The organism is uncultured Litoreibacter sp. (assembly GCF_947501785.1).
Taxonomy (GTDB): domain Bacteria; phylum Pseudomonadota; class Alphaproteobacteria; order Rhodobacterales; family Rhodobacteraceae; genus Litoreibacter.
Map to the genome: position 1 here is coordinate 2,735,085 of NZ_CANMXB010000001.1, position 26,801 is coordinate 2,761,885.

25 protein-coding genes are annotated in these 26,801 nt (G+C 60.4%); 4 read left to right on the top strand and 21 right to left on the bottom strand.

What is annotated here, in order from left to right:
• Positions 1-10: 10 nt before the first annotated feature.
• From infB to Q0899_RS13625, 6 genes are all read right to left on the bottom strand, one after another.
• On the bottom strand, positions 11-2,500 hold the full coding sequence (gene infB / locus Q0899_RS13600) for a translation initiation factor IF-2 (protein WP_299193456.1): 2,490 nt from the start codon (positions 2,498-2,500) through the stop codon (positions 11-13).
• Positions 2,497-3,132, bottom strand: a complete 636-nt coding sequence (locus Q0899_RS13605; protein WP_298294832.1) for an RNA-binding protein — start codon at positions 3,130-3,132, stop codon at positions 2,497-2,499. The genes infB and Q0899_RS13605 overlap by 4 nt, the downstream gene beginning before the upstream one ends.
• A 22-nt stretch (positions 3,133-3,154) precedes the next feature.
• Positions 3,155-4,774: a transcription termination factor NusA gene (gene nusA, locus Q0899_RS13610; RefSeq protein WP_298294834.1), complete on the bottom strand. Its 1,620-nt coding sequence runs from the start codon at positions 4,772-4,774 to the stop codon at positions 3,155-3,157.
• A 1-nt stretch (position 4,775) separates the two neighbouring features.
• Positions 4,776-5,351, bottom strand: a complete 576-nt coding sequence (gene rimP / locus Q0899_RS13615) for a ribosome maturation factor RimP (protein WP_299193459.1) — start codon at positions 5,349-5,351, stop codon at positions 4,776-4,778.
• A 192-nt stretch (positions 5,352-5,543) separates the two neighbouring features.
• Entirely contained in the window at positions 5,544-7,640 is a 2,097-nt protein-coding gene (locus Q0899_RS13620; RefSeq protein ID WP_299193461.1) for a DEAD/DEAH box helicase, read from the bottom strand.
• Between the two features lie 63 nt (positions 7,641-7,703).
• On the bottom strand, positions 7,704-8,327 hold the full coding sequence (locus tag Q0899_RS13625; RefSeq protein WP_298361064.1) for a CDGSH iron-sulfur domain-containing protein: 624 nt from the start codon (positions 8,325-8,327) through the stop codon (positions 7,704-7,706).
• 98 nt (positions 8,328-8,425) lie between these two features.
• Here Q0899_RS13625 and Q0899_RS13630 point away from each other — a divergent pair, with 98 nt between their 5' ends.
• Positions 8,426-10,177 carry an ATP-binding protein gene (locus tag Q0899_RS13630; protein WP_298361066.1) on the top strand — a complete coding sequence of 584 codons (1,752 nt, stop codon included), beginning with the start codon at positions 8,426-8,428 and terminating at the stop codon, positions 10,175-10,177.
• A 54-nt stretch (positions 10,178-10,231) separates the two neighbouring features.
• Here the strand turns inward: Q0899_RS13630 and Q0899_RS13635 are convergent, their stop codons facing one another.
• From Q0899_RS13635 to pip, 5 genes are all read right to left on the bottom strand, one after another.
• The gene (locus Q0899_RS13635; protein ID WP_299193464.1) at positions 10,232-11,776 is read right to left on the bottom strand and encodes an ABC transporter substrate-binding protein; all 1,545 of its coding nucleotides are present in this window, start codon (positions 11,774-11,776) and stop codon (positions 10,232-10,234) included.
• A 74-nt stretch (positions 11,777-11,850) separates the two neighbouring features.
• Positions 11,851-13,497 carry an ABC transporter ATP-binding protein gene (locus tag Q0899_RS13640; RefSeq protein ID WP_298294846.1) on the bottom strand — a complete coding sequence of 549 codons (1,647 nt, stop codon included), beginning with the start codon at positions 13,495-13,497 and terminating at the stop codon, positions 11,851-11,853.
• Positions 13,494-14,852, bottom strand: coding sequence for an ABC transporter permease (locus Q0899_RS13645; RefSeq protein WP_298294848.1), 1,359 nt, complete (start codon positions 14,850-14,852; stop codon positions 13,494-13,496). Before Q0899_RS13645 ends, Q0899_RS13640 begins: the two co-directional genes overlap by 4 nt.
• Complete coding sequence (locus Q0899_RS13650; RefSeq protein WP_298294850.1) at positions 14,849-15,850, bottom strand: ABC transporter permease; 1,002 nt, start codon at positions 15,848-15,850, stop codon at positions 14,849-14,851. Before Q0899_RS13650 ends, Q0899_RS13645 begins: the two co-directional genes overlap by 4 nt.
• A gap of 119 nt (positions 15,851-15,969) precedes the next feature.
• Positions 15,970-16,944, bottom strand: a complete 975-nt coding sequence (gene pip, locus Q0899_RS13655; RefSeq protein ID WP_299193467.1) for a prolyl aminopeptidase — start codon at positions 16,942-16,944, stop codon at positions 15,970-15,972.
• Between the two features lie 47 nt (positions 16,945-16,991).
• Between pip and ubiG the strand changes: the two genes are divergently transcribed.
• On the top strand, positions 16,992-17,762 hold the full coding sequence (gene ubiG / locus Q0899_RS13660) for a bifunctional 2-polyprenyl-6-hydroxyphenol methylase/3-demethylubiquinol 3-O-methyltransferase UbiG (RefSeq protein WP_299193469.1): 771 nt from the start codon (positions 16,992-16,994) through the stop codon (positions 17,760-17,762).
• On the opposite strand, the gene Q0899_RS13665 is transcribed toward ubiG, so the two are convergent.
• The 7 genes from Q0899_RS13665 to Q0899_RS13695 form a co-directional block, all read right to left on the bottom strand.
• Positions 17,759-18,304, bottom strand: coding sequence for a hypothetical protein (locus tag Q0899_RS13665; RefSeq protein WP_299193471.1), 546 nt, complete (start codon positions 18,302-18,304; stop codon positions 17,759-17,761). The genes ubiG and Q0899_RS13665 overlap by 4 nt on opposite strands.
• A 52-nt stretch (positions 18,305-18,356) precedes the next feature.
• Positions 18,357-19,034: a hypothetical protein gene (locus Q0899_RS13670; protein ID WP_299193473.1), complete on the bottom strand. Its 678-nt coding sequence runs from the start codon at positions 19,032-19,034 to the stop codon at positions 18,357-18,359.
• 233 nt (positions 19,035-19,267) lie between these two features.
• On the bottom strand, positions 19,268-20,644 hold the full coding sequence (locus Q0899_RS13675) for a DUF4123 domain-containing protein (protein ID WP_299193475.1): 1,377 nt from the start codon (positions 20,642-20,644) through the stop codon (positions 19,268-19,270).
• A 63-nt stretch (positions 20,645-20,707) separates the two neighbouring features.
• On the bottom strand, positions 20,708-21,151 hold the full coding sequence (locus Q0899_RS13680) for a helix-turn-helix domain-containing protein (protein ID WP_299193477.1): 444 nt from the start codon (positions 21,149-21,151) through the stop codon (positions 20,708-20,710).
• Entirely contained in the window at positions 21,135-21,977 is an 843-nt protein-coding gene (locus tag Q0899_RS13685) for a carbon-nitrogen hydrolase family protein (protein ID WP_299193479.1), read from the bottom strand. The genes Q0899_RS13680 and Q0899_RS13685 overlap by 17 nt, the downstream gene beginning before the upstream one ends.
• 3 nt (positions 21,978-21,980) lie before the next feature.
• On the bottom strand, positions 21,981-22,235 hold the full coding sequence (gene grxC / locus Q0899_RS13690) for a glutaredoxin 3 (RefSeq protein ID WP_298294864.1): 255 nt from the start codon (positions 22,233-22,235) through the stop codon (positions 21,981-21,983).
• A 36-nt stretch (positions 22,236-22,271) separates the two neighbouring features.
• Positions 22,272-22,985, bottom strand: coding sequence for a double zinc ribbon domain-containing protein (locus Q0899_RS13695; protein WP_298361084.1), 714 nt, complete (start codon positions 22,983-22,985; stop codon positions 22,272-22,274).
• A 52-nt stretch (positions 22,986-23,037) separates the two neighbouring features.
• Between Q0899_RS13695 and Q0899_RS13700 the strand changes: the two genes are divergently transcribed.
• The gene (locus Q0899_RS13700) at positions 23,038-23,883 is read left to right on the top strand and encodes a methyltransferase domain-containing protein (RefSeq protein WP_298294868.1); all 846 of its coding nucleotides are present in this window, start codon (positions 23,038-23,040) and stop codon (positions 23,881-23,883) included.
• Positions 23,880-24,935 carry a ferrochelatase gene (gene hemH / locus Q0899_RS13705; protein WP_298361086.1) on the top strand — a complete coding sequence of 352 codons (1,056 nt, stop codon included), beginning with the start codon at positions 23,880-23,882 and terminating at the stop codon, positions 24,933-24,935. The genes Q0899_RS13700 and hemH overlap by 4 nt, the downstream gene beginning before the upstream one ends.
• A gap of 3 nt (positions 24,936-24,938) precedes the next feature.
• On the opposite strand, the gene Q0899_RS13710 is transcribed toward hemH, so the two are convergent.
• The 3 genes from Q0899_RS13710 to argJ all read right to left on the bottom strand — a co-directional run bounded on the left by Q0899_RS13710 (position 24,939) and on the right by argJ (position 26,786).
• Positions 24,939-25,070, bottom strand: a complete 132-nt coding sequence (locus Q0899_RS13710; protein ID WP_298294872.1) for a hypothetical protein — start codon at positions 25,068-25,070, stop codon at positions 24,939-24,941.
• 85 nt (positions 25,071-25,155) lie between these two features.
• On the bottom strand, positions 25,156-25,554 hold the full coding sequence (gene mutT, locus Q0899_RS13715; protein WP_298294874.1) for an 8-oxo-dGTP diphosphatase MutT: 399 nt from the start codon (positions 25,552-25,554) through the stop codon (positions 25,156-25,158).
• Positions 25,551-26,786 (bottom strand): bifunctional glutamate N-acetyltransferase/amino-acid acetyltransferase ArgJ, encoded by a 1,236-nt coding sequence (argJ, locus tag Q0899_RS13720; protein ID WP_299193483.1) that lies wholly within the window; start codon positions 26,784-26,786, stop codon positions 25,551-25,553. Before argJ ends, mutT begins: the two co-directional genes overlap by 4 nt.
• Between the last annotated feature and the right edge of the window lie 15 nt (positions 26,787-26,801).

Below are 26,801 nucleotides of genomic sequence, written 5' to 3' on the forward strand. Positions count from 1 at the left end.
GGGCTTTGTTTTAGGTGAGGTTCCGTTCGACTTCTTCGCGGGTGAAGATTTCGATCACATCGTCGGGGCGGATGTCCTCGTAGTTTTCGAACGCCATGCCGCATTCCTGACCGGAGATGACCTCGGGCACTTCGTCTTTGAAGCGTTTCAGGGTTTTCAAGGTGCCTTCGTGGATCACCACATTGTCGCGCAGTAGGCGGACGCCCGCGGAACGACGCGCGACGCCTTCGGTGACAAGGCAACCAGCAACACGACCGACGCCGGTGACTTTGAAGACCTCCTTGATCGCGGCGTAGCCGATGAAGGTTTCCTTGATCTCGGCGCTGAGCAGGCCGGACGCGGCCTGTTTCACATCGTCAACCAGATCGTAGATGACCGAGTAGTAGCGAATCTCGATACCCTTCTGGTTGGCGGAGTTACGTGCAGGCGCATTGGCCCGAACGTTGAAGCCGAAGACCGGCGCGCCGGAGGCCTCAGCCAGGCCGATATCGCTTTCCGTGATCGCGCCAACACCGGAGTGCAGGACACGGACGCGGACTTCATCATTGCCGATTTTTTCCATGGCTTGCACGATCGCCTCGGCAGAGCCTTGTACGTCGGCTTTGACCACGATGGGCATTTCCGAAACATTTTCGTCGGCCTTGGCGGTGGCCATCAGCTGTTCCAGCGTGGTGGCAGCACCGGCGGCGGCGCGTTTGTCCTTGGCGGCTTTTTCGCGGTATTCGGCGATTTCGCGCGCCTGCGCTTCAGTGTCGACCACGTTCAGCACGTCGCCTGCTTCGGGTGTGCCGTTGAGGCCCAAGACCTCGACAGGGACCGAAGGACCAGCTTCTTTGACGCGCTTGCCCTGGTCGTTTTCCATGGCGCGCACACGGCCCCATTGTTCGCCGACAACGAAGATGTCGCCTTGCTTCAGCGTACCGGTTTGCACCAGCACTGTTGCGACAGGACCGCGGCCCACATCAAGCTGTGCCTCGATCACGGCGCCGGTGGCGGCGCGGTCGGGGTTGGCTTTGAGTTCCAGGATCTCCGATTGCAGCGCGATCGCTTCCAACAGCTCGTCCAAGCCCTGGCCGGAAATGGCGGACACCTCGACGTCCTGAACCTCACCAGACATCTTCTCGACGATGACTTCGTGCTGCAGCAGGTCGGTGCGGACTTTGTCCGGGTTTGCGGCAGGCAGGTCGATCTTGTTGATTGCGACGATCATCGGCACTTCGGCCGCTTTCGCGTGGGCAATCGCCTCGATCGTTTGCGGCATGACGGCATCGTCGGCGGCAACCACCAAAACAACGATGTCGGTCACTTGCGCGCCACGGGCCCGCATAGAGGTGAATGCGGCGTGGCCGGGTGTGTCGAGGAAGGTCAGCGTCTGACCGTTTTGTTCGACCTGATACGCGCCGATATGCTGCGTGATGCCGCCGGCTTCGCCAGCCACAACACGCGCATTGCGGATCGCGTCAAGCACGGAGGTTTTGCCGTGGTCCACGTGGCCCATCACGGTGATGACAGGCGGGCGACCTTGCAGGTCTTTGTCGTCGTCTTCGACCTGGGCGATCACGTCTTCGACGTCAGAGTCAGAGACACGGACCACCTTGTGGCCAAATTCTTCGATGATCAGCTCGGCGGTGTCGGCGTCGATGGTCTGCGTTTGGGTCACCATCATGCCGTTGGTCATCAGTGCTTTGACAACGTCGGCGACGCGTTCGGACATACGGTTTGCCAGCTCGGACACCACAATGGCTTCGGGCAGTTGCACGTCGCGGATCACCTTTTCACGCTCGACCGAGCCACCCATGGCTTTTTGACGCGCACGTTCTTGCTTGCGCTTCATTGCGGCCATGGATTTCTGACGCCCGCCTTCGCCGCCACGCAGCGCCTGGTTCAGGGTCAGTTTGCCCGACCGGCGGCCATCATCAGCGCGGCCTTTGCCGCCCTTGTTGTCGCGGTCACGGTCACGGCGTTCCGGTGTTGGCGCAGCTTTGCCGCCGCCGCGTGGGCCGGATGGGGCCACAGCGGGTTCACCCGGTGCTGCGACCGCCGCAGCGGCGGGCTTCGGTGCTTTGGCTTCTTCGGCTTCACGCAGTTTGCGGGCGTCTTCTTCGGCTTTTGCCTTAAGCGCGTCTTCGCGCTCTTTCTCTTCGCGTTCCTTGGCCTCAGCCTCGGCGCGGCGGCGTTCGCGGCGTTCGGCCTGTTCTTTTTCCTCGGCGGCGCGGCGTTCCGCGTCTGCGGCTTCCTGTTCCTTGGCGGCCTGCAGCGCCTTCATCCGGCGATCCATTTCCGCATCGGAAATGCCTGCAGGGCGCTTAGACGGATCGCCCGCGCGCGGAGATGCGTTTGGCGCAGGCGCGTTTGCGGCACCGGGCTTGGGCACCACAACGCGTTTGCGTTTGGTTTCCACGACCACGTTCTTGGTGCGCCCGTGGCTGAAGCTTTGCTTCACCTGACCGGGACGTGCGCCTTTCAGGCCGAGAGGTTTTTTACCGTCTGTATCGCTCATGCGTCGTCTTTTCCTTTCGGGCGGGAGTTCTTTCCGCCGACATTGTCGCGGACGCCCTTTAACCGGATGCCCTCAGCTTTGACTTGTTTGCTGAGTCCACCTGCTGTTAAGGCGCCATGTATCACACTTTCGCGGCCGAATGCCAAACCCAATTCCTGAGCGGTCAAACAGCCGATAAATACGTCTTTTCCTTCCGGCGAGCGCAGGCGCGATTTGCCCCGCTCCGACCCGTCGGAGGCCTGTATCAGCAGACGGGCGCGTTCCGTCTCTAGCAGGCCTTTTACCTTTTCGTAGCCGGTTACGGCCTGACCCGCTTTGCGGGCCATCGAGATCAGATCGACCAACCGGCGTGCGAGCATCTTGTCGACCTGCGCAAACAGATCGTCGGGGATGCTCACCTGCTCCTTGGCGGAGCGGGAGAACGCCTTCTTCTTGATCGCGGTTTCCAGCGCGTCTTTGGTCGCTGAAACCCACATACCCCGGCCAGGTAACTTATTCCTGACATCGGGCACCGCCTGGCCCTCGGGGCCAACCACGAAACGGATCATGCGGGCGGGGTCGCCCACCTCTCCCGTAGCGATGCAGCGCCGCTCCGGTCCGTCCTGATCTTTTTCCCGTCCGCCGCGGCTCATGCCGGAACTCTGAGACCTGAAATCAGGCCTCAGCCCCTTCTTCAGCGGTTTCGCCTTCGGCTTCTTCTTCCTCGGATACGAGGTCAGCCGGGTCGACCCAGCCAAGCTGGATACGGGCGGTCATGATCAGCGTTTGCGCTTCCTCAAGCGACATGTCGAATTTCTCCAGAACGCCATCGTCTTTGACGCGCTCCTCGCCGACGGTTGTCCAGCCACCGGCCAGTTCCCAGTCCGCGCAGGTTGCAAAGTCTTCCAACGTTTTCACGTCGTCTTCTGCCAATGCTTCTACCATTTGGGGTGTCAGGCCGTCGAATCCAATAAGGCTGTCTTCGGCACCCAGTTCGCGGGCGTGATCGAGGGCCTTCTTGTTTTGCGCTTCCAGATAGTCGCGGGCACGGGCCTGCAGTTCCGACGCGGTGTCTTCGTCGACGCCGTCAATGACTAGCAGTTCTTCGACTTCCACATAAGCCACTTCCTCAAGGGAGGTGAAGCCTTCGGAGACCAGAAGCTGGGCGAAGAATTCGTCCAGATCGAGCGTCGCCATGAACAGCTTGGTGCGTTCTTCGAACTCGGCCTGACGACGCGCGGATTCTTCTTCCTCGGTCATGATGTCGATGTCGAGGCCGGTCAGTTGCGACGCAAGGCGCACGTTTTGGCCACGACGACCAATGGCCAGCGACAGCTGCTCTTCGGGGACGACGACTTCGATGCGCTCGGCTTCTTCGTCGAGAACAACTTTGCTAACCTCAGCGGGCTGAAGCGCGTTCACCAGGAAGGTCGGCGTGTCTTCGTTCCACGGGATGATGTCGATCTTCTCGCCTTGCAGCTCGTTCACAACCGCCTGCACGCGGGAGCCGCGCATACCGACGCAGGCACCGACGGGGTCGATGGAATTGTCGTAGCTGATGACAGCGATTTTAGCGCGCGAACCCGGGTCACGGGCCACGGCCTTGATATCGATGATGCCGTCATAGATTTCCGGCACTTCCATCTTGAACAGCTCCGCCATGAATTGCGGGTCGGTGCGGGATAGGAAGATTTGCGGGCCACGAACCTCGCGGCGCACGTCTTTGATGTAGACGCGGATGCGGTCGTTGGGGCGGTACGCCTCGCGGCCGATCTTTTCGTTGCGGCGCAGGATCGCTTCGCCACGGCCAATGTCGACGATGACGTTGCCGTATTCCTCGCGCTTGACCAGGCCGTTGATGATGGTGCCGGCCTTGTCTTTGAATTCTTCGTACTGGCGGTCACGCTCGGCTTCGCGGACCTTTTGCAGGATAACCTGCTTGGCCGATTGCGCGGCGATGCGGCCCATTTCAACGGGTGGAACCTCGTCAACGATGGTGTCGCCAATCTCTGGCGCGTCGAGGAATTCCTTGGCGTCTTCGACGTTCAGCTCGGCGCGGTCGTTTTCGATCTCGTCATCTGCAACCACGGTGCGGACGCGGGTGAAGGTGGCTTTGCCGGTCTTGCGGTCGATGGAAACGCGGATGTCCAGCTCGGCGCCGTAGCGGGACTTGGCGGCGCGGGCGAGGGATTCTTCCATCGCTTCAACGACCAGCTCCGGGTCGATCATTTTCTCGCGGGCCACGGCCTCTGCAGTTTGCAGCAGCTCAAGCTGGTTTGCGGATGTGATTGCCATCTTAAGAGTTCTCCTCGCCTTCAACGATCTGTTGCACTTCGTCGAATTGGGTTTCGTCAATTTCGCCCGCGTCTTTGCGGGATTTCAGCACGTCGCGGATCAGCTCATCCGTCAGCACCAGTTTCGCATCGGTCAGCCAGTCAAATTTGAGACCAACTGTACCTTCTTCAATATTAATAAGAACTTCATCCCCATCGGTGCCGGCCAATTCGCCCTTGAATCGGCGGCGTCCGTCGATGAGTTCATCCGTTTCCAGCTTCGCCTCGTAGCCCTGCCACATGTCGAAATCCTTGAGCCTTGTCAAAGGCCTGTCAATTCCGGGGCTGGACACTTCGAGGTTGTATTCACCGGCAATCGGATCCTCGACATCCATCACTGCCGACAGCGCGGTGGAGATTTCACCAAGGTCATCCACCTCGATGCCGCCTTCGGGTTTTTCGGCCATGACCTGCAGGATATCTTGCTTGCCGGTCAGCAACCGCACGCGCACCAATTCAAAGCCCATGCCTTCAATGACAGGCTGGGCGATCTCGGCCAGACGGCGGTCGATGGCGGCTTTGGCGATCAGGTCGGACATGGGTTCCTTACGGTACAAAAAAACGGGCGCGCGGCCCGTTGATGTTTCCCGGTGGGCGCTGGGGGTGGAGACCAGCGCGCCGCTGTTGAGAGGGATATACGCCCCCTTGGCCGAGTCTGCAAGGGGGCGATTTCGGATGTCTGGAAAGCGCATAGATCGCGTATAGACAACGTGTAGACGTTTCGCGCTGCGCTACTTCTTAGGCCCGCCGCGCTTTGGGCGGGCGTCGCCACCTTTGCCTTTGAACGGTTTGCCCTTGCCGCGTGGGCGCAGGGATTGGGAGGGGTCAGACATATTCGCCGGACGGCCCTTTGGCTTGCCGCTTTTCGGTTTGTCGGATTTGTAGTCGGGTTTGCCCGCTGGCTTGCCCTTGGGTTTACCGCCCGGTTTGCTGTCGTATTTCGGCTTGTCGCCGTATTTGGGCTTCGGCTTGCCGGACGGTTTACCGGAAGGCTTGTCGTCGTAGCGCGGATTGTCGGCGGGTTTGGCCTTGGGTTTGAAATCCGCCACGACCTCAGGGTCGTGTTTGGGCTTCTTGTCCTTCCACTCTTTCTTCGGCTTCGGCGCTTTGCGTGGGTCGTCGTCGAACTTGTCCAGCGGTTTGCGGCGGTTTGAGGCCATGCCGCCCTTTGGTCCGCCTTTGCCGCCTTTGTCGAAACGCGGTTTTCCACCCGGCTTGCCGCCCTTGTCGAAGCGTGGCGGGCGGGACATTTCGGGGACCTTGTCGAGTTTGGTCAGCTTTGCGCCTTCCTCTAACGCCATGTCGGGGCCAAGCGCTTTCACAAAGCCGTCGACGGAGGATTGTTTGATCTCCACGAAGGTCTCGGTTTCCTGCACGCGGATCGCACCGATGTCGTCTTTGGAGATGTCGCCCATCCGGCAGAGCATCGGCAGCAGCCAGCGGGGCTCCGCCCGGTCATTGCGTCCGACGGAGATGGAGTACCATTGCGAGGGGCCGAATTCCTGACGCGGCTTGCGGTCCTCGCGTTTGCCCGGCGCGGCCAGTTCTTCGGGCGCTGTTTGGCGGGACCGGTAGAGGCGCAGGTAGGCGGCTGAGATTTGTTCCGGCGTGAAGGTCGCAGCCAGCTTGGTGACGAAGTCGGTTTCGTCTCCGGCGATCTCTTGCGTGAAGACGGGGTCGGAGAACATGCGTTCTTCGTCCTTGGCCAGCACCTCGTCCGCCGTGGGTGCGCCGCCCCATTCGGCTTGGACCTTGGCAAACTGCAAAAGGCGTTCGGCCTTCTTCGAAAACCGCTGTGGCACGATCAAGGCCGAGGTGCCCTTTCGCCCGGCGCGCCCTGTGCGCCCAGAGCGGTGAAGCAGCGTCTCGCCGTTGTTGGGCAGCTCGGCGTGGATCACCAATTCCAAGTTTGGCAGGTCGATGCCGCGCGCGGCCACATCTGTGGCTACGCAAACCCGCGCCCGACCATCGCGCATGGCCTGCAAAGCGTGGGTGCGTTCGTTTTGGGACAGCTCGCCGGACAGCGCCACAACCTGGAACCCCCGGTTCGAAAAACGGGCGGTCAGGCGGTTCACAGTCGCACGGGTGTTGCAGAAGACGATGGCGTTTTGCGCCTCGTAATACCGCAGCACGTTGATGATAGCGTTTTCGGGATCGTTGCCCGCGACCAGCATGGCGCGGTAATCGATGTCGGAATGCTGCGCCTTTTCAGCCGCCGTTTGCAGGCGCACCGCGTCGGGTTTTTGGTAGCTTTCGGCCAGCTTGGCGATCATCTTCGGCACGGTGGCGGAGAACATGAGCGTGCGGCGATCTTCGGGGGCCTCGCCCAGGATGAATTCGAGGTCCTCGCGGAAGCCAAGGTCGAGCATCTCGTCGGCCTCGTCCAGCACCACGGCGCGGATATCGGACATATCGAGCGAGCCGCGTTTGATGTGGTCGACCAAACGACCAGGCGTTGCGACAACGACATGCGCGCCACGTTCAAGTGCGCGTTTCTCGGTGCGCATGTCCATACCGCCGACGGTGGATACCACGGTGGCGCCAGCGAAAGCGTAGAGCCAGTCGAGTTCGCGCTTCACTTGCAACGCCAGTTCGCGGGTGGGGGCCACGACCAAGGCCAACGGCGACGCGGCGCGGCCGAATTTTTCGTCCTCGCCCAGAAGCGTCGGTGCGATGGCCAGCCCGAAGCCCACGGTTTTACCAGACCCGGTTTGGGCCGAGACCAGCAGGTCCTTATCCTCAAGCGCGGCGTCGGTAACGGCGACCTGCACTTGGGTCAGGGTCGTGTATTCGCGCTTTTCAAGCGCGCGGGCGATGGTCTCGATCATTTTGGGTGCGTCCTGAGCATGGCAAGCGGCCCACTTAGGCCCATTGGGGCGGCTTGTATAGGGCTAGTCGTTCTCCCGCCACGACTCTTCGTAATGTGTGCCGTCGCAATAGGGCTTGTTGGACGACCTGCCGCAGCGGCAGAGCACGAATTTCTTCTCGGTCGCGCCTTGCATGGGTTTGGGGTTTTCGAGATCGGCTTCTTTCACCCAATACGCGCCGTTCTTTTCCACCCGGATTTCGACGCCGTCACCGTAAAGGTGGTGTGGTTCGCTGCCCTCTTCAGAGATACGCAGCGCGCCGGAGGGGCAGGCTTGCACAATCTCTTCGATCTGCGCCTTGGTGCCGTTTTCCAGCATGACCCAAGGGCGGCGTTTTGGATTGAACATGGCCACCGAGCGGCGGACGCATTCGCCCGCATGGGAGCACAGCAGCTTGGAGAAATGCACCGTCGTGCCGTCATGGGTGTATGTGTAGATTTTGTCGCGGCCCGTCACGTCTTCGCGCGACCCGTCGAACCCATCATTATGCGCCCCGTCACAGAACGGCTTGTTGGCGGATTTGCCGCAGCGGCATAGGGCCATGACGGGCTTGACGGCGATGGCATTGCCCCGGTGATCGGTCATGGAGGTGACGCCCTCGACCACCAGCGGGCCGTTGTCGCGTTCGGTGATCGTTGGTTTGGGCATGGCGGCGTCCTTTGTTTGCGGCTTGAAACGGGATGTTAACAGTATTGCGCGATTGAGCGAAGGACCTGAGTATTGTCGTTGATGGTGTAGTTCGTCCCGTGATCCGCCTACCGGAAAAAGAAGCCGTGCTGCGGCAGGAAAATATTACCATCCGCGACCTTCCCGCGCGGTCGGGCTCGGTAATGGCCGTCATCGGGTTAAGCGCGTTCCACCTGCCGTGGCCGTTTCTGCTGCTGACGGTCGTGGCCTACCTGGCGATAGAGCTTTGGGGCATCCTGGCGGTGCAGCGCATCGCGTGGCGGATGACTTGGTGGTCTTATCTCAACCTGCTGGTTGCGGCCTGCGTGGGGTCGATGGTGTTCCTGCGGGTGCCGTACGAGATGTGGCATCTGGACGGGCTGACGCCGAAGCTTTTCGCCTTTTGCACGCTGACCACCGCCCTGATCCATTGTGCCAGCGTCCGCGCGTACCATCTGCCGCTGGCGGTTGTGACCGGGGGTCCGGTGGTGGTGACCATCGCCCTGACCGTTGTCTCGGACGTTATGTCTGAGGCACTTTGGAGCAACGTTGGCATTGGCCTTGCCGTTCTTGCGCTGATGGTTGGCTACATCACCGTGATGATGGTCGACAACCGGCGGTCGAAGCAAATATTGATCGACGCCCGCGACAGCGCGGACGCCGCCAACGAGGCCAAGGGCCGCTTTCTGGCCGCCATGAGCCACGAGATACGCACACCCCTGAACGGCATCCTGGGCATCGCGCACCTGATGAAGGACGACGCAACCGCGCCCGAAGAAGTTGAACGCGCGGATGTGTTGGTTGGATCCGCCGTCGCGCTGAAGACCCTTGTCGACGACGTGCTTGACCACGCCAAGGTGGAGGCCGGCAAATTGACCCTGGCGCCGGTGGAAGGCGACCTGAGAGACGTCGCCGACGCCGTGGTGAAACTGTTTCAAGCCAATGCTGGCGACAAGGGACTTTGGCTGCGGATGCAGGTCGAGCCAAGTCTGCCGGGCCGCATGGTGTTCGACCCGGTCCGGGTGCGCCAGATCCTGTCCAACCTTGTGTCCAACGCGATCAAGTTCACCGACAAGGGCGGCGTGCAGATCAAGCTGGGCGCCGCCAGCATATCCGACGAGACGGTGCGGGTTGAAGCGGCGGTCACCGACACGGGTATCGGCATCGGGGAAGCTTCGCAGGCCAAACTGTTCCGCCAATTCAGCCAGGTTGATGACCATGGGGAGCGGGCGGCGCAAGGCACGGGCCTGGGGCTGTCCATATCGCAAGGGCTGGCAGAGCTGATGGGCGGGTCGATTGACGTGCGGTCGGATATTGGCGAAGGGTCGGTGTTCACTTTGCGGTTTGACGCCGAACCCACCGCTCCGTCGGAGGCAACGGAAACCGCGACCAATTCGGCGCAGGATGACGGGCCGATTTTCGACGGCATACGCATCCTGCTGGTCGACGACAACGCGTCAAACCGGTTCATCGCCAAGTCTTTTCTGAAAGGCACCGCCGCCCAGATTGACGAAGTCACCAACGGGGCGCAGGCGGTGGAGCAGGCGAGGCAAGCCAAATACGACCTCATCCTCATGGACATGCATATGCCTGTTATGTCGGGGCGGGAGGCGTTCGAACGCATTCGCGCGGGACCGGCACATTTCGCCTACACCCCGATCGTGGCGTTGACCGCAGATGGCGCCCCTGAGGATCGTGAAGCGTTGCTGAATGCGGGGATGGATGGCTACCTGTCCAAGCCCTTGAGCAAAGCGGCGCTTCTGTCGGAATTGCAGCGACTGCTTCAGTCTGCGCCGGGTCAGCTTTCCCCAAGTCAGACGGCCGCAGAATGAAAAACGCCCCACCGGGAGGCGGGGCGTTTTCCGTGTTCTAGATGCGAGTGTCGCTTACGCGAACCACCAGCGCTCCATCAGGCGCGAGCTGTCCATCTGGAAGACGTTACCGATGGTGCCGGTGTTGGCCAGCTTGGTCGAATGCGCGTCAACATAGTTGGCGTACATTGGAACCACGGTGCCACCTTCGGCAGACATCAGCATCTGCATTTCAGTGTACATGTCCTTGCGCTTGCCGGAATCCAGCTCGGCGCGGGCGGTCAGCAGCAGCTCCTGGAAGCGTGCATTTTCCCAGCCGGAGTCGTTCCATGGAACACCGGTTTCATACGCGGTGGAGAACATCCAGTCTTCGGTCGCGCGACCGGACCAGTAGCAGGCACACCATGGCTTTTTCAGCCAGACGTTGGACCAGTAGCCATCATCGGGCTCTTGTACCACGTTGATGTTGATGCCGGCCGCCTTGGCGGAGGCTTGATACAGCTGAGCCGCGTCGATCGCACCCGCGAAGGCCGCGTTTGCAGCGGACAGGTCCACGTTCAGCTCGGTCAAGCCAGCCTCTTTCATGTAGAACTTGGCTTTGTCCACATCGTAGGCGTTCTGCTCCAGATCGGCAGCAAAGTACTGGTTTGCCGGCCCGATTGGGTGGTCGTTGCCAACCTTACCGTGGCCAAGCAGGATCTTGTCGACCAGCTCTTCACGGTTGATCGCGTGCTTCAGCGCTTTGCGGACGTTCAGGTCATCAAACGGGGCAAGCCCTGTTTGCATTGGGAACGTGTAGTGCTGGTTGCCTGTCACCTCGAAGATGTTGACGTTCGGGTTGGCCTTCAGCAGCGCCTCGGTCTTCACGTCAACGCGGTTCACGGCGTCAACCTGACCAGTCATCAGCGCGTTCATACGTGCGGATGCGTCGTTGATCGCGATGACTTCCAGCTCGTCAAAGAAACCGGCTTCGCCGTCTTTGTAGTGGCTGTCGACGCGCTTGCCGACGAAACGCACGCCCGGGTCGAAGCTTTCGACCTTGTAGAGGCCTGTGCCGTTGCCGGATGCGATGGCTTCGTCGATCTCGCCAGCCGGGAACATCAGGATGTGATAGTCCGACAGCAGGAACGGGAAGTCGGCGTTGCCGGCTTCAAGCGTCATCTGAATCTCGTGATCGGAGACTTTCTTCATTTCTGCGATTGCAGAAACGATTGGCTTGGCCGCGGATTTCGCACCTTCAGCAGTGTGCATTTCGAGGGACGCAATCACGTCGTCAGCGCCAAATGCTTTGCCGGAGTGGAACGTCACGCCCTTGCGCAGCTTGAAGGTCCAGGTCTTCGCGTCAGCGGAGGCTTCCCAGCTTTCGGCCAATTCGCCCTTCAGCTGGCCGTCTGCGCCAACTTCGGTCAGGCAGTCAAACACGGCGCCGTGGGCACACATGATCATGAAGCTGTCAGAGTGCGTCCGGCCATCCCAGCTGTCGGATGTGTTTGCGCCCGCAAGGCCCAACCGCAAGCGGCCGCCCTTTTTCGGCGCCGCCATCAGCGGCATACCGGTTGCGGAAAGCACCCCGGCTGCAACACCGGCCTTCAGCAGGCCGCGTCTTGTAAGTTGTGACATTTATAGTCTCCCAGTTAGTGAATTTTTGACGGTCCCCCGTCATCTATCGCCACCCTTTTGGTGGGTGATTCGTGTTACATCTTATCAACAGCCGCATCGCCGATGTTATCAACTCCGCGCTGTTTGAGCAGTTCGTCCAGCCAATCGGGGTCCATTTCGGGGACCGAGCTGAGCAAAAGATCCGTGTAAGGATGGTGCGGCGGCTGGAACATGTCGGCCTTTTCGCCCTGTTCTACCACGACGCCGTCCTTCATCACCACCACCTCGTCCGAGATGGATTTCACCGTTGCCAGATCATGGGTGATGAACATGTAGCTGAGGCCCAACTGGTCCTGCAGCTTGGCCAGCAGGCGCAAGATGCCCTCGGCGACCAGTTGGTCGAGCGCGGACGTCACCTCGTCACAGATGATGAATTTGGGTTCTGCCGCCAATGCGCGCGCAATCCCGATGCGCTGCTTTTGACCGCCCGACAGCTCAGACGGCAGGCGGTGGAAATATTGCGTTGGCTCCAGCTCGATCTCTTCGAGCAGCGCGTCCACTTTGGCGCGTTTTTCGCGGCCTTTAAGGCCGAGGTAGAATTCAACAGGGCGACCGATGGTTTCGCCGATGGTTTTGCGCGGGTTCAGCGCGGTGTCGGCCATCTGGTAAATCATCTGCGCCTGACGCAGCTGGTCTTTATTGCGGCGACGATAGTCCAGCGGCATTTGCTGGCCCTCGAATTCGATATGCCCGATGCGCGGCGGCAGAAGCCCCGTGATGCAGCGCGCGGTCGTCGATTTGCCAGACCCGGATTCACCCACAACAGCAACCGTACGGCCCTCGTGAATGTCAAAACTCACATCGTGCAGCACATCGACGGTGCCATAGGCGGCGGTCACACCTTTGACCGACACAATCGGAGTGGCGCCGGTGGCCACTGACGGCTTGGCGGGGCGTTCAAAGCTGCGCACAGCCCAAAGCGACTTGGTATAATCCTGCGTCGGGTTGGCCAGCATGGTGCGGGTGTCGGCTTCCTCCACCTCGTCGCCTTTGAGCAGCACTTTGATCTTGTCAGCCATCTGCGCCACGACGGCGAGATCGTGGGTGATGTAGATCGCGGCGGTGTCAAACTGTTCGACGATGTCGCGGATCGAAGCGAGTACCTCGATCTGGGTCGTCACATCCAGCGCCGTAGTCGGTTCGTCAAAGATGATCAGGTCGGGGCGGCAGGCCATGGCCATAGCGGTCATCGCGCGTTGCAACTGCCCGCCGGAGACCTGGTGCGGATAGCGGAACCCGATTTCTTCGGGATTGGGCAGGCGCAGGCGGCGATACAGCTCGATCCCGTCTTCCTGGCTTTCGCCGCGCGCCGAGACATTGTGCTGAACCGGGCCTTCGGTGTGCTGGTCGATCAACTTATGCGCCGGGTTGAAGCTCGCGGCGGCGGATTGCGCGACATAGGCGATGCGGCTGCCAAGAAGCGCACGTTTTTCGGCCGCAGAGGCGGTGACCAGGTCGATGCCGTCAAACACGACTGACCCGTCCGAGATGCGCACACCGTCCCGGGTAAAGCCCATTGCGGCCAACCCGATGGTGGACTTGCCGGCACCGGATTCGCCGATCATGCCAATCACCTCACCCCGGTTCAGGTCCATATCAACACCGTTGATGATGGGGTTCCATGTCTCGTCGGAACGGCCTTCGATCTTCAGGCCGCGGACTTTGAGGAGTGGTTCGCTCATTCTTTCAACCCTGACGATTTATGCAGCATCCAGTCGACCACGAAGTTCACGGCCACGGTGAGCAGCGCGATGGCGCCAGCGGCCAGCAACGGTGCCACGGCCACGTTTGGCGCGAAGGCTGCGAAGTTGATGAATTGTGACAGGTCGCGGACCATGGTGCCCCAATCCGCCAGCGGCGGCTGGATACCCACACCCAGGAAGGACAGCGACGCGATTGTCAGGAACACAAAGCAGAAGCGCAGCCCGAATTCGGCAAGCAACGGTGCATAGGCGTTTGGCAGCATCTCGCGGAAGACCAGATAGCCAAGGCCCTCGCCGCGCAGCTTGGCGGCTTCGATGTAATCCATGACCACAATGTTCAGGCCAACGGCGCGCGACAGGCGGAAAACGCGTGTCGAGTCGATGACGGCGATGATAAAGATCATGTAAATCGTCACCTGCCACGACGCGGAGCCCGCCCATGCGGTGGCAATGGTGATCAAGAGCAGCGCAAAGATCAGCGCGGGGATCGCCATCAGCGCATCAACCGCGCGCGACAAAAGCTGGTCCAGCCAACCGCCCAATGTCGCGGCCAGGAAGCCCAGCGACCCGCCGATGAAGAAGGCAAGGCAGGTTGTGACAAATGCGATGCCAACGGTGTTTTGTGCGCCAAAGATCAGGCGCGACAGGATATCGCGGCCGATCTGATCCGTGCCCAACGGATATTCCGGGTTGCCGCCCACCGCCGGGTTACCGCCCGGAACGATATTGGCCGCGCCCAGAACCTCTTCCTGGCCATAAGGGGCCAGCGGTCCCAGAACATACATCAGCGCAAAGACCGCCACTGTAACCAGCGTCAAAAGCGCGGAGAATTTCTGCACATCCGTGGAGCTGTTGCGCCGGATCATGACGTTGATGAATACGCCGAACGCGCCAACGCCTGCGACCGTCAGGATCGAAATTTGACCGGCAAAGATCGACACGAACGCATAGGTCAAAATGATCATCACACCGAAGCTGGCGGTCAATGGCATGGACCGAAACAGCTTCTTGCTGGCCTCAGAGCCGAAGTTCTCGCCCAGAAGCTTGAACAGGTAAGCCGCGATGCCGAAAGCCAGAAAGCCCTGCACCGCCCAGCGGAAGAAAATCACGCCAGGTACGGGGGCGGGTGGTTCGGTCGCTGTTGCGATGGGCTGGGAGTAGTACCAAATGCTTGCCGCCAGTGCGACCACCGCAAACACGTACCCATATGCCACGCCCAACGGCATATCCCGGAAGAACGGTTTGTTTTCTGTCAGCTGCTGCCCGGCCGCGCGGAAAACCCACGCGACGCCGACCAAAGCGATGAGAATTAGGATCAGGTATATCAAGGTCATTTCGGATGCCTCAGACGTGGGTTCGAAATGATCGACAGTACGTCAGCAGTCAGGTTCAACAGGATGTAGACCGCGGCGAAGATCAGGCAGCACGCCTGCACCACCGGGATGTCGCGGATTTTCACGCTGTCCACGAAGAGCTGGCCAATGCCCGGGTAGACGAAGACCACCTCGACCACCACAACGCCGGTGACGAGGAACGCAAGGTTCAGCGCAATCACGGTGATGATCGGGGCCAGCGCGTTTGGCAGCGCGTGTTTGACGATAACCCGCATTGGGCTGAGGCCCTTGAGCCGCGCCATTTCGATGTAAGGCGAGGCCAGCAGGTTGATGATTGCGGCGCGCGTCATCCGCATCATTTGTGCCGTGACCGCCAGGGTCAGCGTCAGCGCGGGCAACATGGTGCGGTTCAGGCGCTCGCTGAATTCCATCCCCGGGAAGATGTTGCTGAGCGACGGGAAGATCGGGTTCAACACGGCGAGGAACAGGATCAGGATGTAGGCAATGAAGAACTCGGGGCTGGAAATTGCCGACAAGGTCGAGACGTTCATCGCCTTGTCAAAGGCAGAGTTGCGGTAAAGCGCGGTCAGGACCCCGAGGGTCACTGCCAGCGGCACCGAGATCGCAGCGGACACGCCCGCAAGGAACAGCGTGTTCTGCAGGCGCGGCATGATCTGGTCGACGACCGTAATCACTTCCGTCCCCGTCGCCGTGCTACCGAAGTTACCGGCAAACAGCGCCTGGCTGAGCGGAACCCCAAGATCGCCGCGAACCGCGCCGCTGAGCCACGTCACATAGCGTGTAAATGCGTTTTGGTTCAGGCCAAGCTGTTCACGGATCGCCGTGACGGCTTCCTCCGTTGCGCCTTGCCCGAGAATTGCCTGCGCAAAGTCACCCGGCAGCGCGTTGACCGCGACGAAGATGATGATGGAGACGACGAAAAGGGTCACGAGACCCAGCAGCAAACGCTGCACGATGATGCGTAATAGGCCCGACAAGTGTCCCGATTATCCCCAGATTGTCCCTTTGGTGTGCCCAGCAGCGTAGCGACTGACCGGAATCTGTAAAGCCCCTGCACGTGAAATTTTTTTAATAAATTTCACCAGTGGCGCGAAATTCAGCTATTTGTGTCGCGAATTTCGTTGGTAATGCGCACAAGTTCAGCAGTTATGCCCGGCTCTGACAGGGCGTGCCCGGCAGTGGGAATCATATTGAGCTCTGCCTTGTCCCAGCCGTGCGCCAGCCGGTGCGCCGAATGCGGCGGGCAGATCATGTCGTAGCGGCCCTGCACTATGGAGGCGGGGATATGTTCGATCAAATGGCGGTTGGCCATGATCACGTCATCGCCCTCCAACCATCCACGATTTGTGAAATAGTGGTTCTCCAGCCGGGCGAAGGCGCGGGCGTAATCCGCGGGGCTTTCACCGCTGCCATGCACCTGCAACGCCGCCAACTGATTTTCCCATCCGGCCCATGCGCGGGCATACCGGACCTCCTGCTGCATGTCGCCGGAGAACAGCCGCCTGCTATAGGCGCCAATCATATCGTCCCGCTCATCCTCGGGGATGAGTGAGGCAAAAGCGTCCCACCGTTCGGGGAAGAACTTGCCGGCGCCACCACCATAGAACCAGTCCAGCTCAGCCTGGGTCATCATAAACACCCCGCGCAGCACCAGATGCGACACGCGGGCGGGGTGGGTTTCGGCATAGATCAATGCCAGCGTCGCACCCCAGCTGCCGCCAAACACCACCCATTGGTCAAGGCCGAGGCCATCGCGGATCAGCTCGATATCGCGGACCAGATGCCAGGTGGTGTTGTTTTCCACCGACGCATGGGGCCGCGACCGGCCGCAGCCGCGTTGATCAAACAGGATGACGCGGAAATGCGCCGGATCAAAATAACGCCGCATCGCCGGGCTGCACCCGCCACCGGGGCCGCCATGCAGAACCACCACCGGCTGCCCGTCAGGGTTGCCGCATTGCTCTACATAGACCTTGTGCCCGTCGCCGACTTCCACCATCCGCTGATCGAACGGGTCGATCCCGGGATAGAGATGCGCGGCTGCGCGGTTTTGTCCTGCCGTTCTGTCCATACCGCCCTATATAACGTGGTGAGACGGCGCGACCATGCCGAAATGAGGTGAGACAGATGAACACTACAGTTGACCCGGGCGAGATCGCCAAATTTGAAGCCATGGCCGCCGAATGGTGGGACGTGAACGGCAAGTTCAAGCCGCTGCATATGCTCAACCCGTGCCGGTTGGATTACATCACCCAGCAGATTGCAGCAGAATTTAACCGCGACCTGAAAACGCGGGACCCGTTTGCCGGTCTGCGCATCCTCGACATCGGCTGCGGTGGCGGGCTTTTGGCTGAACCCATGGCGCGGCTTGGTGCGGACGTGGTGGGCGCCGACGCCGCCGAACGCAACATCCCCGTGGCGCAGGTGCATGCCGAACAATCGGGGCTTGATATTGATTACCGCTTCACCACCGCAGAGGCGATGGCCGAGGCGGGAGAGCAGTTTGATGTCGTGCTGAACATGGAAGTGGTGGAACATGTGGCCGACCCGCTGGCCTACCTGACCGCCTGCCAACAGCTGCTGAAACCCGGCGGGCTGATGGTGTGTTCGACGATCAACCGCAACGCCAAAAGCTACCTGATGGCGATTATCGGCGCGGAACACATCATGCGATGGTTGCCCAAAGGCACGCATGAGTGGGACAAGTTCATCACCCCGGACGAGCTGTTCGATCTGATCGGCAACGCGGGGTTAGAGCCCGTGGACCGCACCGGTTTCGTCTTCAACCCGATCGCCTGGAGCTGGTCCTTGTCGGGCCGCGACCTGTCCGTGAATTACGTGACATCCAGCATCAAGCCAAAGGGCTATTTGCGGATGGGGTCCTCTTAGTCCTCCTCCGGGACGTAACTGATCATCAAGGTTGAGGAGAACTGCCTATCAAGGCGCTGCTGCGTATTGTTCTGTACCAAGTTCGCAATGAAGCGGGTCGTCACAATAAACTCCCTCGGTTCAACTTGGATCACCGGAAGTTTGGGCCGCCCGATCCGTAACCCTTTCATAACGGAAATGGCCGCAGTCGGATGGAGAATACGCGCTGTGTTGCTTTTCCAGACCGCTCTGGGCTGAAGAACTGTCTCGACCTGCTTATTTTCCACTTTCCGCGGAGGGCCGCTTCTCCAAATCGTGCTGCGGTCAGGAAAATCCTTTTCAACAATGGATGCGCCGCGCAACGAACCCCGATCTCTTACAAAAACGGAAAATGGGCTGTCAGAGGTGTTGGTAATATGGACCTGCGCCACTGACTCGGACGTCCAGTTACTGCCGCCTTCATCGAAACTGCATCCTTCGGGGGAGGCGTAGTAATCAAGGCGGAAGAATGGCCCGTCTTGGCTTCCGACAAGCTGCGGATCAATGTTGCATGGTGGTGTCATAACTATGTCCTGCGAAAGAGCTGGAATGCTGAGCGCGAGCCAGCACCAAATGCTAAGAAAGGATGATATTCGCGCTAATCGAGGTTCCCTCGGCTGCAAACAGCTTCTCGGACTCGATGGCGACCCAGAAAAAGTTCTCTGCATAGATCCTTTGGCCTCCATCCATACCCATCGCCGAGTTTGTGTTAAAAGTATATGTTGGCTCGCCCGGCGTCGGAAAGCCTGGCTCCAGGTTCACTGCGGTTTGTCCTTTTCCACCACTAGCATTTTCCTGGGTCGCTGTACCGACGAAGGTCACGACTGGGGCCGGGCCGTCAGGTATATAGTTCACACCGTCGCCGGACGGCTGCGCCGTCACTTCAAGTTCCACATATTCGTCTGGCTGTCCAAGCACATGGCCGAACTCATGGGCCATGACCCAATAGGGATCCCCTACCCCGTTAAGGTAGAAGACCATCAGATACCCACCTTCGACATAGGATATGTTGTCATTGCCCGGAGCCATTGGAAGGTCGCTGATGTAGATTTCGACATCGGCCTCGGCAGCTGAGACGACAATTTCAAAATTCAGCTGCATCGCCAGTTCTTGCTCGGGGCAGCCATCCTGCTTGATCTTCAATTTGTAGCCACGCGCGCCGCGGTTCCAAAAGGTTTGTGCGTACCTCACCAAATCGGCGGCGTAATCGCCGTGGTTCACGGCCGATGCGCCTTCTTGATACTTCAGCGCCACCTTTACCGTGACCTCAACCCGCCCAGCGCTCGAAGTCCGGATGAAGTTTAGGTGACAATCGTTCCACAGGACGGTTGAGTGGGGATAATTGGTCAAAAAATATGCGCCGTACCCGTTTGTAGAGGCTGGACCTTCAACCGGGCAGGCACAACACAGACCTGTGCCGCCAGCCGTACCGGTCGGGGGGTTGCCTGGGGTGGTTGCGGAAGGGGTATTGCCCATCGGTTCTTAACTCAAATGAAGTGGCGCAAACGGCGCAGTGCAAATTCAGCGGTTTTGGCGACATTAGTGGGCCTTTGGCCGGACGCAATCAGCTTCTCCCGTATCCACGGCTGAAACGGGTCATCAAGCGGTTTTGGGCCAAGGGTCAGGCGCAACATATAGAAGAGACATTTGACCCGCGTGTCGTTCAGGCCAAGCATTTTGCAGGTCGCAATGGTTTCGGCCCGTGCGGCGTTGGGCGAGATGCCTGCCGGCAAAAGCTGTTCCGCCAAACCGGACAAGGTTTCGATATCAGCGGGGCCCGCGCGTTCAATGCCGCCAGGAACAAAAGCCGCTCGCTGGTGGATGCTTGTGAGCAGCGCGTCGCGGGTGTCCGAAGCGGGGTAGGCCGTCTCAAATGCCTGTACGAACCCAAGGCGCATGGTCTCGTATCGGCGGTCCTGTTTTTGCGCCCAGGGTTCATAGAAGGCCGCAAAGTCGCTGGACGTGTGAAACCATCCTCCCAGGAAGCTCATCATGTATAGAAGATGCGCGTACTCCTCTTTGAATTCGAAACCGAATGTCGCGCCTTGAGCCAGCCCATGCTCCGCAATCGCGGCCAGCCTCTCCTCCCCAAAGGGCTTGAACCGCTTTGGGTCATATCGGACCAACCACTCAGCCAGTTCGGCCTTTAGCTTCGGCCGTTGGCGGGCGGCGAACAGCTGATGGTCGCGCGGTGTGAGACGCAGCACATTTGACCCAGCGCCCGCGGACGTCAGGTTGTCCGGCAGCGGCGCGGCGGGCGTGAAATGGCGTGCCAGACCAGCTGCCTCATCAATCGCCAGAATTTCAAGGTCGTTGAGGTGGCGCGAGGTGAACATACTCGCCACCCGCTCGGGCCAATCGGTGATTTGCGCAAAGTAATCGCAGGCCACTACCGGGTCCCAAAACCGAAAATAGGTCCAGGCGTCGTCTGCGTTGCGGACCTTCAGCATTCGCCTGAGATGGGCCTTCACGCGTTCCATTCCAAACGCGGACCGCAAGAAGATGCCGGCCTTGGCGCCCCACAACTGCATCAGCATTGGCTCACCCTCGCTAAAGAGGGCCGTTATCGCCGCGTCCTCAGGGGTGAGCTTAACGATCCAGGGCGCGACATCAGCCAGATTTTCCCGGGCCTCGCCCTGGAACAGGCAATCGAGCGCAAGCCCCGCCCCGCCAAGCCATTCCACAAATCCCGGTGCGCGGGCCGCGTCAAACATGAAATACGTGTCTTTCGTGCCGCCAAATAAGGGTATGTGAAGCGCGTCCGGCAGCGCCCCGTCCGCCGACAGACCGCCAATTTCGGCAACATTGAGATAAGGGGAGACGGATGCGCCGGCAACAGGCGCGACCGGGTCGGTACTGATCAAATTGACACGTGCCTCAGAAATTTTTGCAACGCTAACACCCGGCCTGCAGGCCGACAAGATGGCTTAGGTCGTGTCGCCCAGACGCTGGCGCAATTCCCGCAAAACCGGCAGCGTTGCCTTGACCTTGCTGACGCCAAGGTCTTCGACGATTTCGGCGATGAGCGGGGTGATCGCCGCCAGGGCCGCGTCCCGGGCGGCGCGACCGGCGGGGCTGATCACCACCTCCTTGCGCCGCGCATCATCCCAATCAGGGTTCACATGCACGTAGCCCGCCCATTCCAATTTGCTCAGTGTGTTGGTCATCGCACCGCGGGTCAGGTGAAACACCTCCGCCAGCCGCGTGGGGGAACGCGGCTCGCCGACGCTGGCCAAATGGTTGAGAACCGAGAAATGCGACAGCTCCATGCCTTTCGGCAACGCGCGGCTCAACCGGTTGCGCGCCAGCTGGTCGGCCATGAACAGCTCTGAGAACAGGGCCGTGGCTAGGGGGTCATTCCGTTCGCTCATCGCCGCGCAGTATAGGCGCGGAATATTTTCTGTCATGCGAAAGTGACGGGACACGCTGACGCGCCTTGCCAACCTCGGCGAGATCAATGTCGAGGCAGGCCACACCCGGCTCTTCACCCATATCCAGCAGCACCTCGCCCCAAGGGGCAACAACCAACGAGTGGCCATAGGTGGCGCGCCCGTTATGTTGGCCGGTCTGCGCCGGGGCAATGATGAAACACCCGGTTTCAATGGCGCGGGCACGCAGCAGCACATGCCAATGCGCAGCACCGGTCACCGGTGAGAAGGCGGCGGGAACGGTGATAATCTGCGCCCCGGCTTTGGCAAGCGCGCGGTGCAGATGCGGGAAACGGATGTCGTAGCAGATGGTCAGCCCGACCTTGCCGAAGCCGGTTTGCACCACGGCGGCGTCTGCGCCGGGGCGGTAGCCGTCCGATTCCTTGAACGTCTCGGTCTCGGTGACTTGCACGTCGAACATGTGGATTTTGTCGTAGCGCCCGGCCACCTGCCCATCCGGACCGATCATCAGGCTGCGGTTGGCGAACCGTCCATCCGCATCGCCGGTCTTCATCCCAAGCGATCCGGCCAGCAGCCAGATACCGTGCTGTTGCGCAACCTCCCGCAGGCCGGCCAATGTTGGGTCATCGGCCTCAAGATGCAGCACGTCGTTCTGGTGGCTACGGCTGAGCGAGACGCAGTTCGACACCTCCGGCGTCAGAACAAATTCGGCCCCGCCCTCAACCGCCGTACCAATGTCCCGCCGCATCTGTACCAGATTGGCGGCAGGGTCATCAGAACTGTTGAGCTGAACGAGACCGATACGCATATGTCAGGCCAGCATCGGGTCCAGCTTGCCGGAGCGTTCCAGATCATACAGATCGTCGCAGCCGCCGACATGTTTGCCGTCGATAAAGATCTGCGGCACCGTGCGCCCGCCATTGGCGCGCTGGATCATGGTGGCTTTCTCGCCGGGGTTGCGGCCCACGTCGGTTTCGTCAAAGGCAATGCCCTTGGAATTCAGTAGCCGCTTGGCGGCATGACAAAAGCCGCACAGCTGCGACGTGTAGATTTCAACTTTGGCCATGAAAATTCCCTTCCAGCTTGGCGCGACTATAGGCACTTAGCCATCCTTCGCAACGCGCGCCAGAACGAGCACGTCAATGTGATCAGCGCCCGCCGCGCGGCAGGCCTCGGTCGCTGCGGCCAACGTCGCACCGGAGGTCATGACGTCATCCACCAGCAAAACGCGCCGCCCTTCCAGTTGCGCCGCGCGTTTGGGGTTGGCGTTGATGGCTGCGTCCAACATCGCAAACCGCGCGTCGCGACTATGCCCGTCCAGCGGTTTGGTGGATTTGGTGCGGTGCAGCGCGTCGGGCAGATAGGTCAGGTCAGACAATCGCGCGACCTCTTTGGCCAGCAGCGCGGCTTGATTGTAGCGCCGTTTGAGGAAGCGCATCCAATGTAGCGGCACCGGGACCACCAATGTGTCAGGGTCTAACTTGGGCATTACGGCGCACATCCATTTTGCCGCTGGCACCGCCAGCTCTGTCCGGTCGCCATGTTTCAGGCCCAGCACCAGCTTGCGCCCGTTGTCACGATACATGAACGCGGCCGCCCCCCGGGACCAAGGCCGGGCAACGCGTATACAGTCGTCGCATTGCGCTTGGGTGCCATCATCATCGCCGGGCAGCTGCACGCCGCAGGTGTCGCAGGTCAGCCCGTTGATGAAGGCGGTGTCGCGCCAGCAAGGGCCGCACAGGGCGAAGTCCTCTTCTACCATTTCGCCACAGGTCAGGCATTGTGACGGATATATGATCCGCAAGACGGTTTGCATTCTGGCCTCCGGCCTCTAAGTAGCGGCGCACACCCTTAGTGAGCCACATGTTATGAGCCAGCCGCCCATCCTGTTCGACCGCCCCGCGCTATTGAAGCGACGCGCGCGCGCCGTGGCGCAGGGGGCGGCGCTGTTTCTGCACGAAGAAGCGGCGTTCGAGATCAAGGAAAGACTGAAAGACATTAACAGGTCGTTTACCAAGGTTGCGGTTGTGACCGGGTTTGCCGCGTTTTGGTCTACTGAATTTCCGGGTGCCACGGTGATCTCGGACGATGATATTCTGCCGCTTGAGGTGCAGTCTTTTGACCTGGTGATCCACGCAATGTGCCTGCACCAATCGAACGACCCCATCGGCCAATTGGTGCAATGCCAGCGTGCGTTAGAGCCTGATGGGCTGCTGCTGGTCGCCATGTTCGGCGGCCAGACGATGACGGAATTGCGCGCCGCGATTTCCGAGGCGGAGGTCGCCACCATGGGCGGCTTGTCCCCGCGTATTTCCCCGATGGTCGACATCAGGGACGCGGGCGCTTTGCTACAACGGTCGGGCTTTGCGCTGCCGGTGGCCGACGCCGACCCGCGTTCCGTCAGCTACGGGTCCGTTACCTCACTGATGCACGACCTGCGCGCCATGGGCGAAAGCAACGTGCTACATGCCCGCGACAAGCGCATCCCGCCGCGCGCGCTCTTTGACCAAATGGCGACACTTTACCCCACCCAAGGCGAACGGGTGGTCGCGACGTTCGAGTTGCTCTATCTGACAGGCTGGGCGCCCGATGTAAGCCAGCAAAAGCCGCTACGGCCGGGATCCGCCTCTTCGCGTTTAGCCGACGCATTGAATACCGTCGAGATGGGCGAAGACGCCCGGCCCGTGAAGACCGATGAAAGCGACCAGTCATGACCGAATGCCCGTATAACCCGCTGCCCAATGCAGAGCCCGACCACCCCAAGGTGCGGTTCGGCAAGGTCGGCGTCCTGCTGGCCAATCTCGGCACGCCGGATGACTACACCTACTGGCCGATGCGCCGGTATCTGAGCGAGTTTCTATCTGACAAGCGGGTCGTCGATTATTCTGCGTGGCTATGGCAGCCGCTGCTGCAGGGCGTGATCCTGTCCAAACGCCCCTTTGCCAGCGGCGCGGCGTACAAATCCATCTGGAATCATGAAGCGGGCGAAAGCCCGCTGCTGACGATCACCAAAGACCAGACAGCGGCGATCAAAGAGCAGATGCATAAGCAGTTTGGCGACCGCGTTGTCGTGGATTTCTGCATGCGCTACGGCAACCCGTCTACCAAATCCAAGGTCCGCGGGATGGTGGAGGCCGGCTGCGACCGCATCCTCTTCTTCCCCTTATACCCGCATTACGCGGGCGCGACCTCGGCGACAGCGAACGATCAGCTGTTCCGCGCGTTGATGGAGGAAAAGTGGCAACCCTCCGTACGCACGGTGCCAGCTTATTATGACCAGCCATCCTACATCGACGCCTTGGCGGGATCCGTGACGGACGCTTACGCCAAGTTAGAGACCAAACCGGACATTCTGGTGACCTCTTATCACGGGGTGCCCAAGCGCTACCTGATGGAGGGCGACCCCTATCACTGCCAGTGCCAGAAAACGACGCGCCTGCTGAAGGAAAAGCTGGGCTGGGAAGACACGCAGATCAAAACGACCTTCCAGTCCAAGTTCGGCCCTGAAGAGTGGCTGCAACCCTACACCGTGGAAGAGGTCGCGCGGCTGGCAGAGGCCGGGCACAAACGCATCGCCGTCATCGCGCCCGCGTTTTCCGCCGACTGCATCGAGACGCTGGAAGAGATCAACGAAGAGATCAAAGAGAGCTTCGAGGAAGCGGGCGGCGAAGAATTCACCTATATCCCATGCCTCAACGACAGCCCGCCGCATATCGCCGCGCTGTCAGATGTCATCACCCAAAACCTCAAAGGTTGGGTGGAATAGGGTCTATTTTGACGTGACCGGGCGGCCCCGGAAAAGCTGCTCACCCACGCGGATGCAGATCCGTCCGTCTTCCAACGCCTTGACGAAAATTCCCTGAATCGAGACGCAAGAGCCGACGGTGACTGTTCTGAGCATGTATGACCTCCCCCAAGGTTTCGAGGGCAGGATATCCAATACTACCCCATAATCCAGTACTTTCTTGTGGGTTTAGAACCCTGCGTCAAAGAAGGTCACGCAGCATCGCGATCAAGGGCACGTCGGCCGGCGGCATCGGGTAGTCGCGCAGCTGGGACACTTGCGCCCATTTCAGAGTTTGGCCTTCCTTCGGCTGCGGCGTGCCTTCCCATTTGCGGCAGGCGAACAGCGGCATCAGCAGATGGAAGTCATCATAGCTGTGGCTGGCAAATGTCAGCGGGGCGAGGCAGCTTTGCCATGTGTTGATCCCCAGTTCTTCCTGTAACTCGCGGATCAGTGCGGCTTCGGGCGTTTCGCCCGGTTCCACCTTGCCACCGGGGAATTCCCACAGGCCGGCCATGGACTTCCCCTCAGGCCGCTGGGCAAGCAGGATGCGCCCGTCAATGTCGATCAGGGCCACGGCGGAAACGAGGACGGTTTTCACGACCGGTAATCCGCGTTGATGGTTATGTAGCCATGGGTCAGATCGCAGGTATAGGCCGTAAACGTGCCGTCGCCGATGCCCATCGACACGGTGATCACGATCTCTTCGTTCTTCATGTAGGCCGAGGCGGCGTCTTCGGAATAGTTCGGTGCGCGCCAGCCGTTTTCGGCAACGGTGATGTCACCAAAGGCAATCCCCAGCGTGTCGCGATCCGCTTTCGCGCCGGATTTGCCGACCGCCATGACGATGCGGCCCCAATTGGCGTCCTCACCTGCAATGGCGGTTTTGACCAAAGGTGAGTTCGCGCAGGCCATGGCGATCTTCTTGGCGTCGGCGTCGTCCGCCGCGCCGGTCACCCGGATTTCGATGAATTTGGTGGCCCCCTCACCGTCCCGCACAACCTGATGGGCAAGGTCGGTCATGACGTCAGACAGGGCGGCGGCAAAGGCACCATTTCCGGACACATCCGCGCCCGATTTGCCTGTGGCCACTGCAATCAAGCTGTCCGAAGTCGATGTGTCGCTGTCCACGGTAATGGCGTTGAACGTGCCTTCGTTCAGGCCCGAGACCAGAGATTGCAATTCTACAGTGCCAATCTGCGCGTCGGTGAAAATGTAGACCAGCATCGTCGCCATATCAGGTGCGATCATGCCGGAGCCTTTGGCGATGCCTGCGATGGTGACGGTCTTGCCGTCAATCTCGGCAGTGGCGGCGGCCGCCTTGGCGAACGTGTCCGTGGTCATGATGGCGTGCGCCGCATCCGCGATTGCGTGGTCGGACAGGTTGGCCTTCAATTCGCCCAATGCAGTGGTGATTTTGTCATGCGGCAACGGCTCACCAATGACGCCGGTTGAGCTGGAATAGACATGGTTTTGCGGGATACCGAGCGTGTTGCCCACCGCGCCGGTCACCTCCTCGACAGAGGTCACGCCATTCTTGCCGGTGAACGCGTTTGCGTTGCCGGAATTTACCAGAATGGCGAAACCGCTGTCTGGGTCTTCAACGGTCCCCAACTTGGCCTGGCAATCCAGCACAGGTGCCGCGCGCGTGGCCGACCGGGTGAAGACCCCGGCGATGGACGCGCCCGCGCAAACCTCGGCCAGCATCACATCGGCGCGGCCTTCATATTTCACTCCGGCGGCGATGGTCGCAAACCGCACGCCTTGGATGATCGGCAATTCGGGAAAGCCCCCGGCAGGTGCCAGGGGGGAGACTTCGGTGATGACGGCCATATTGTGCCTTTAAGG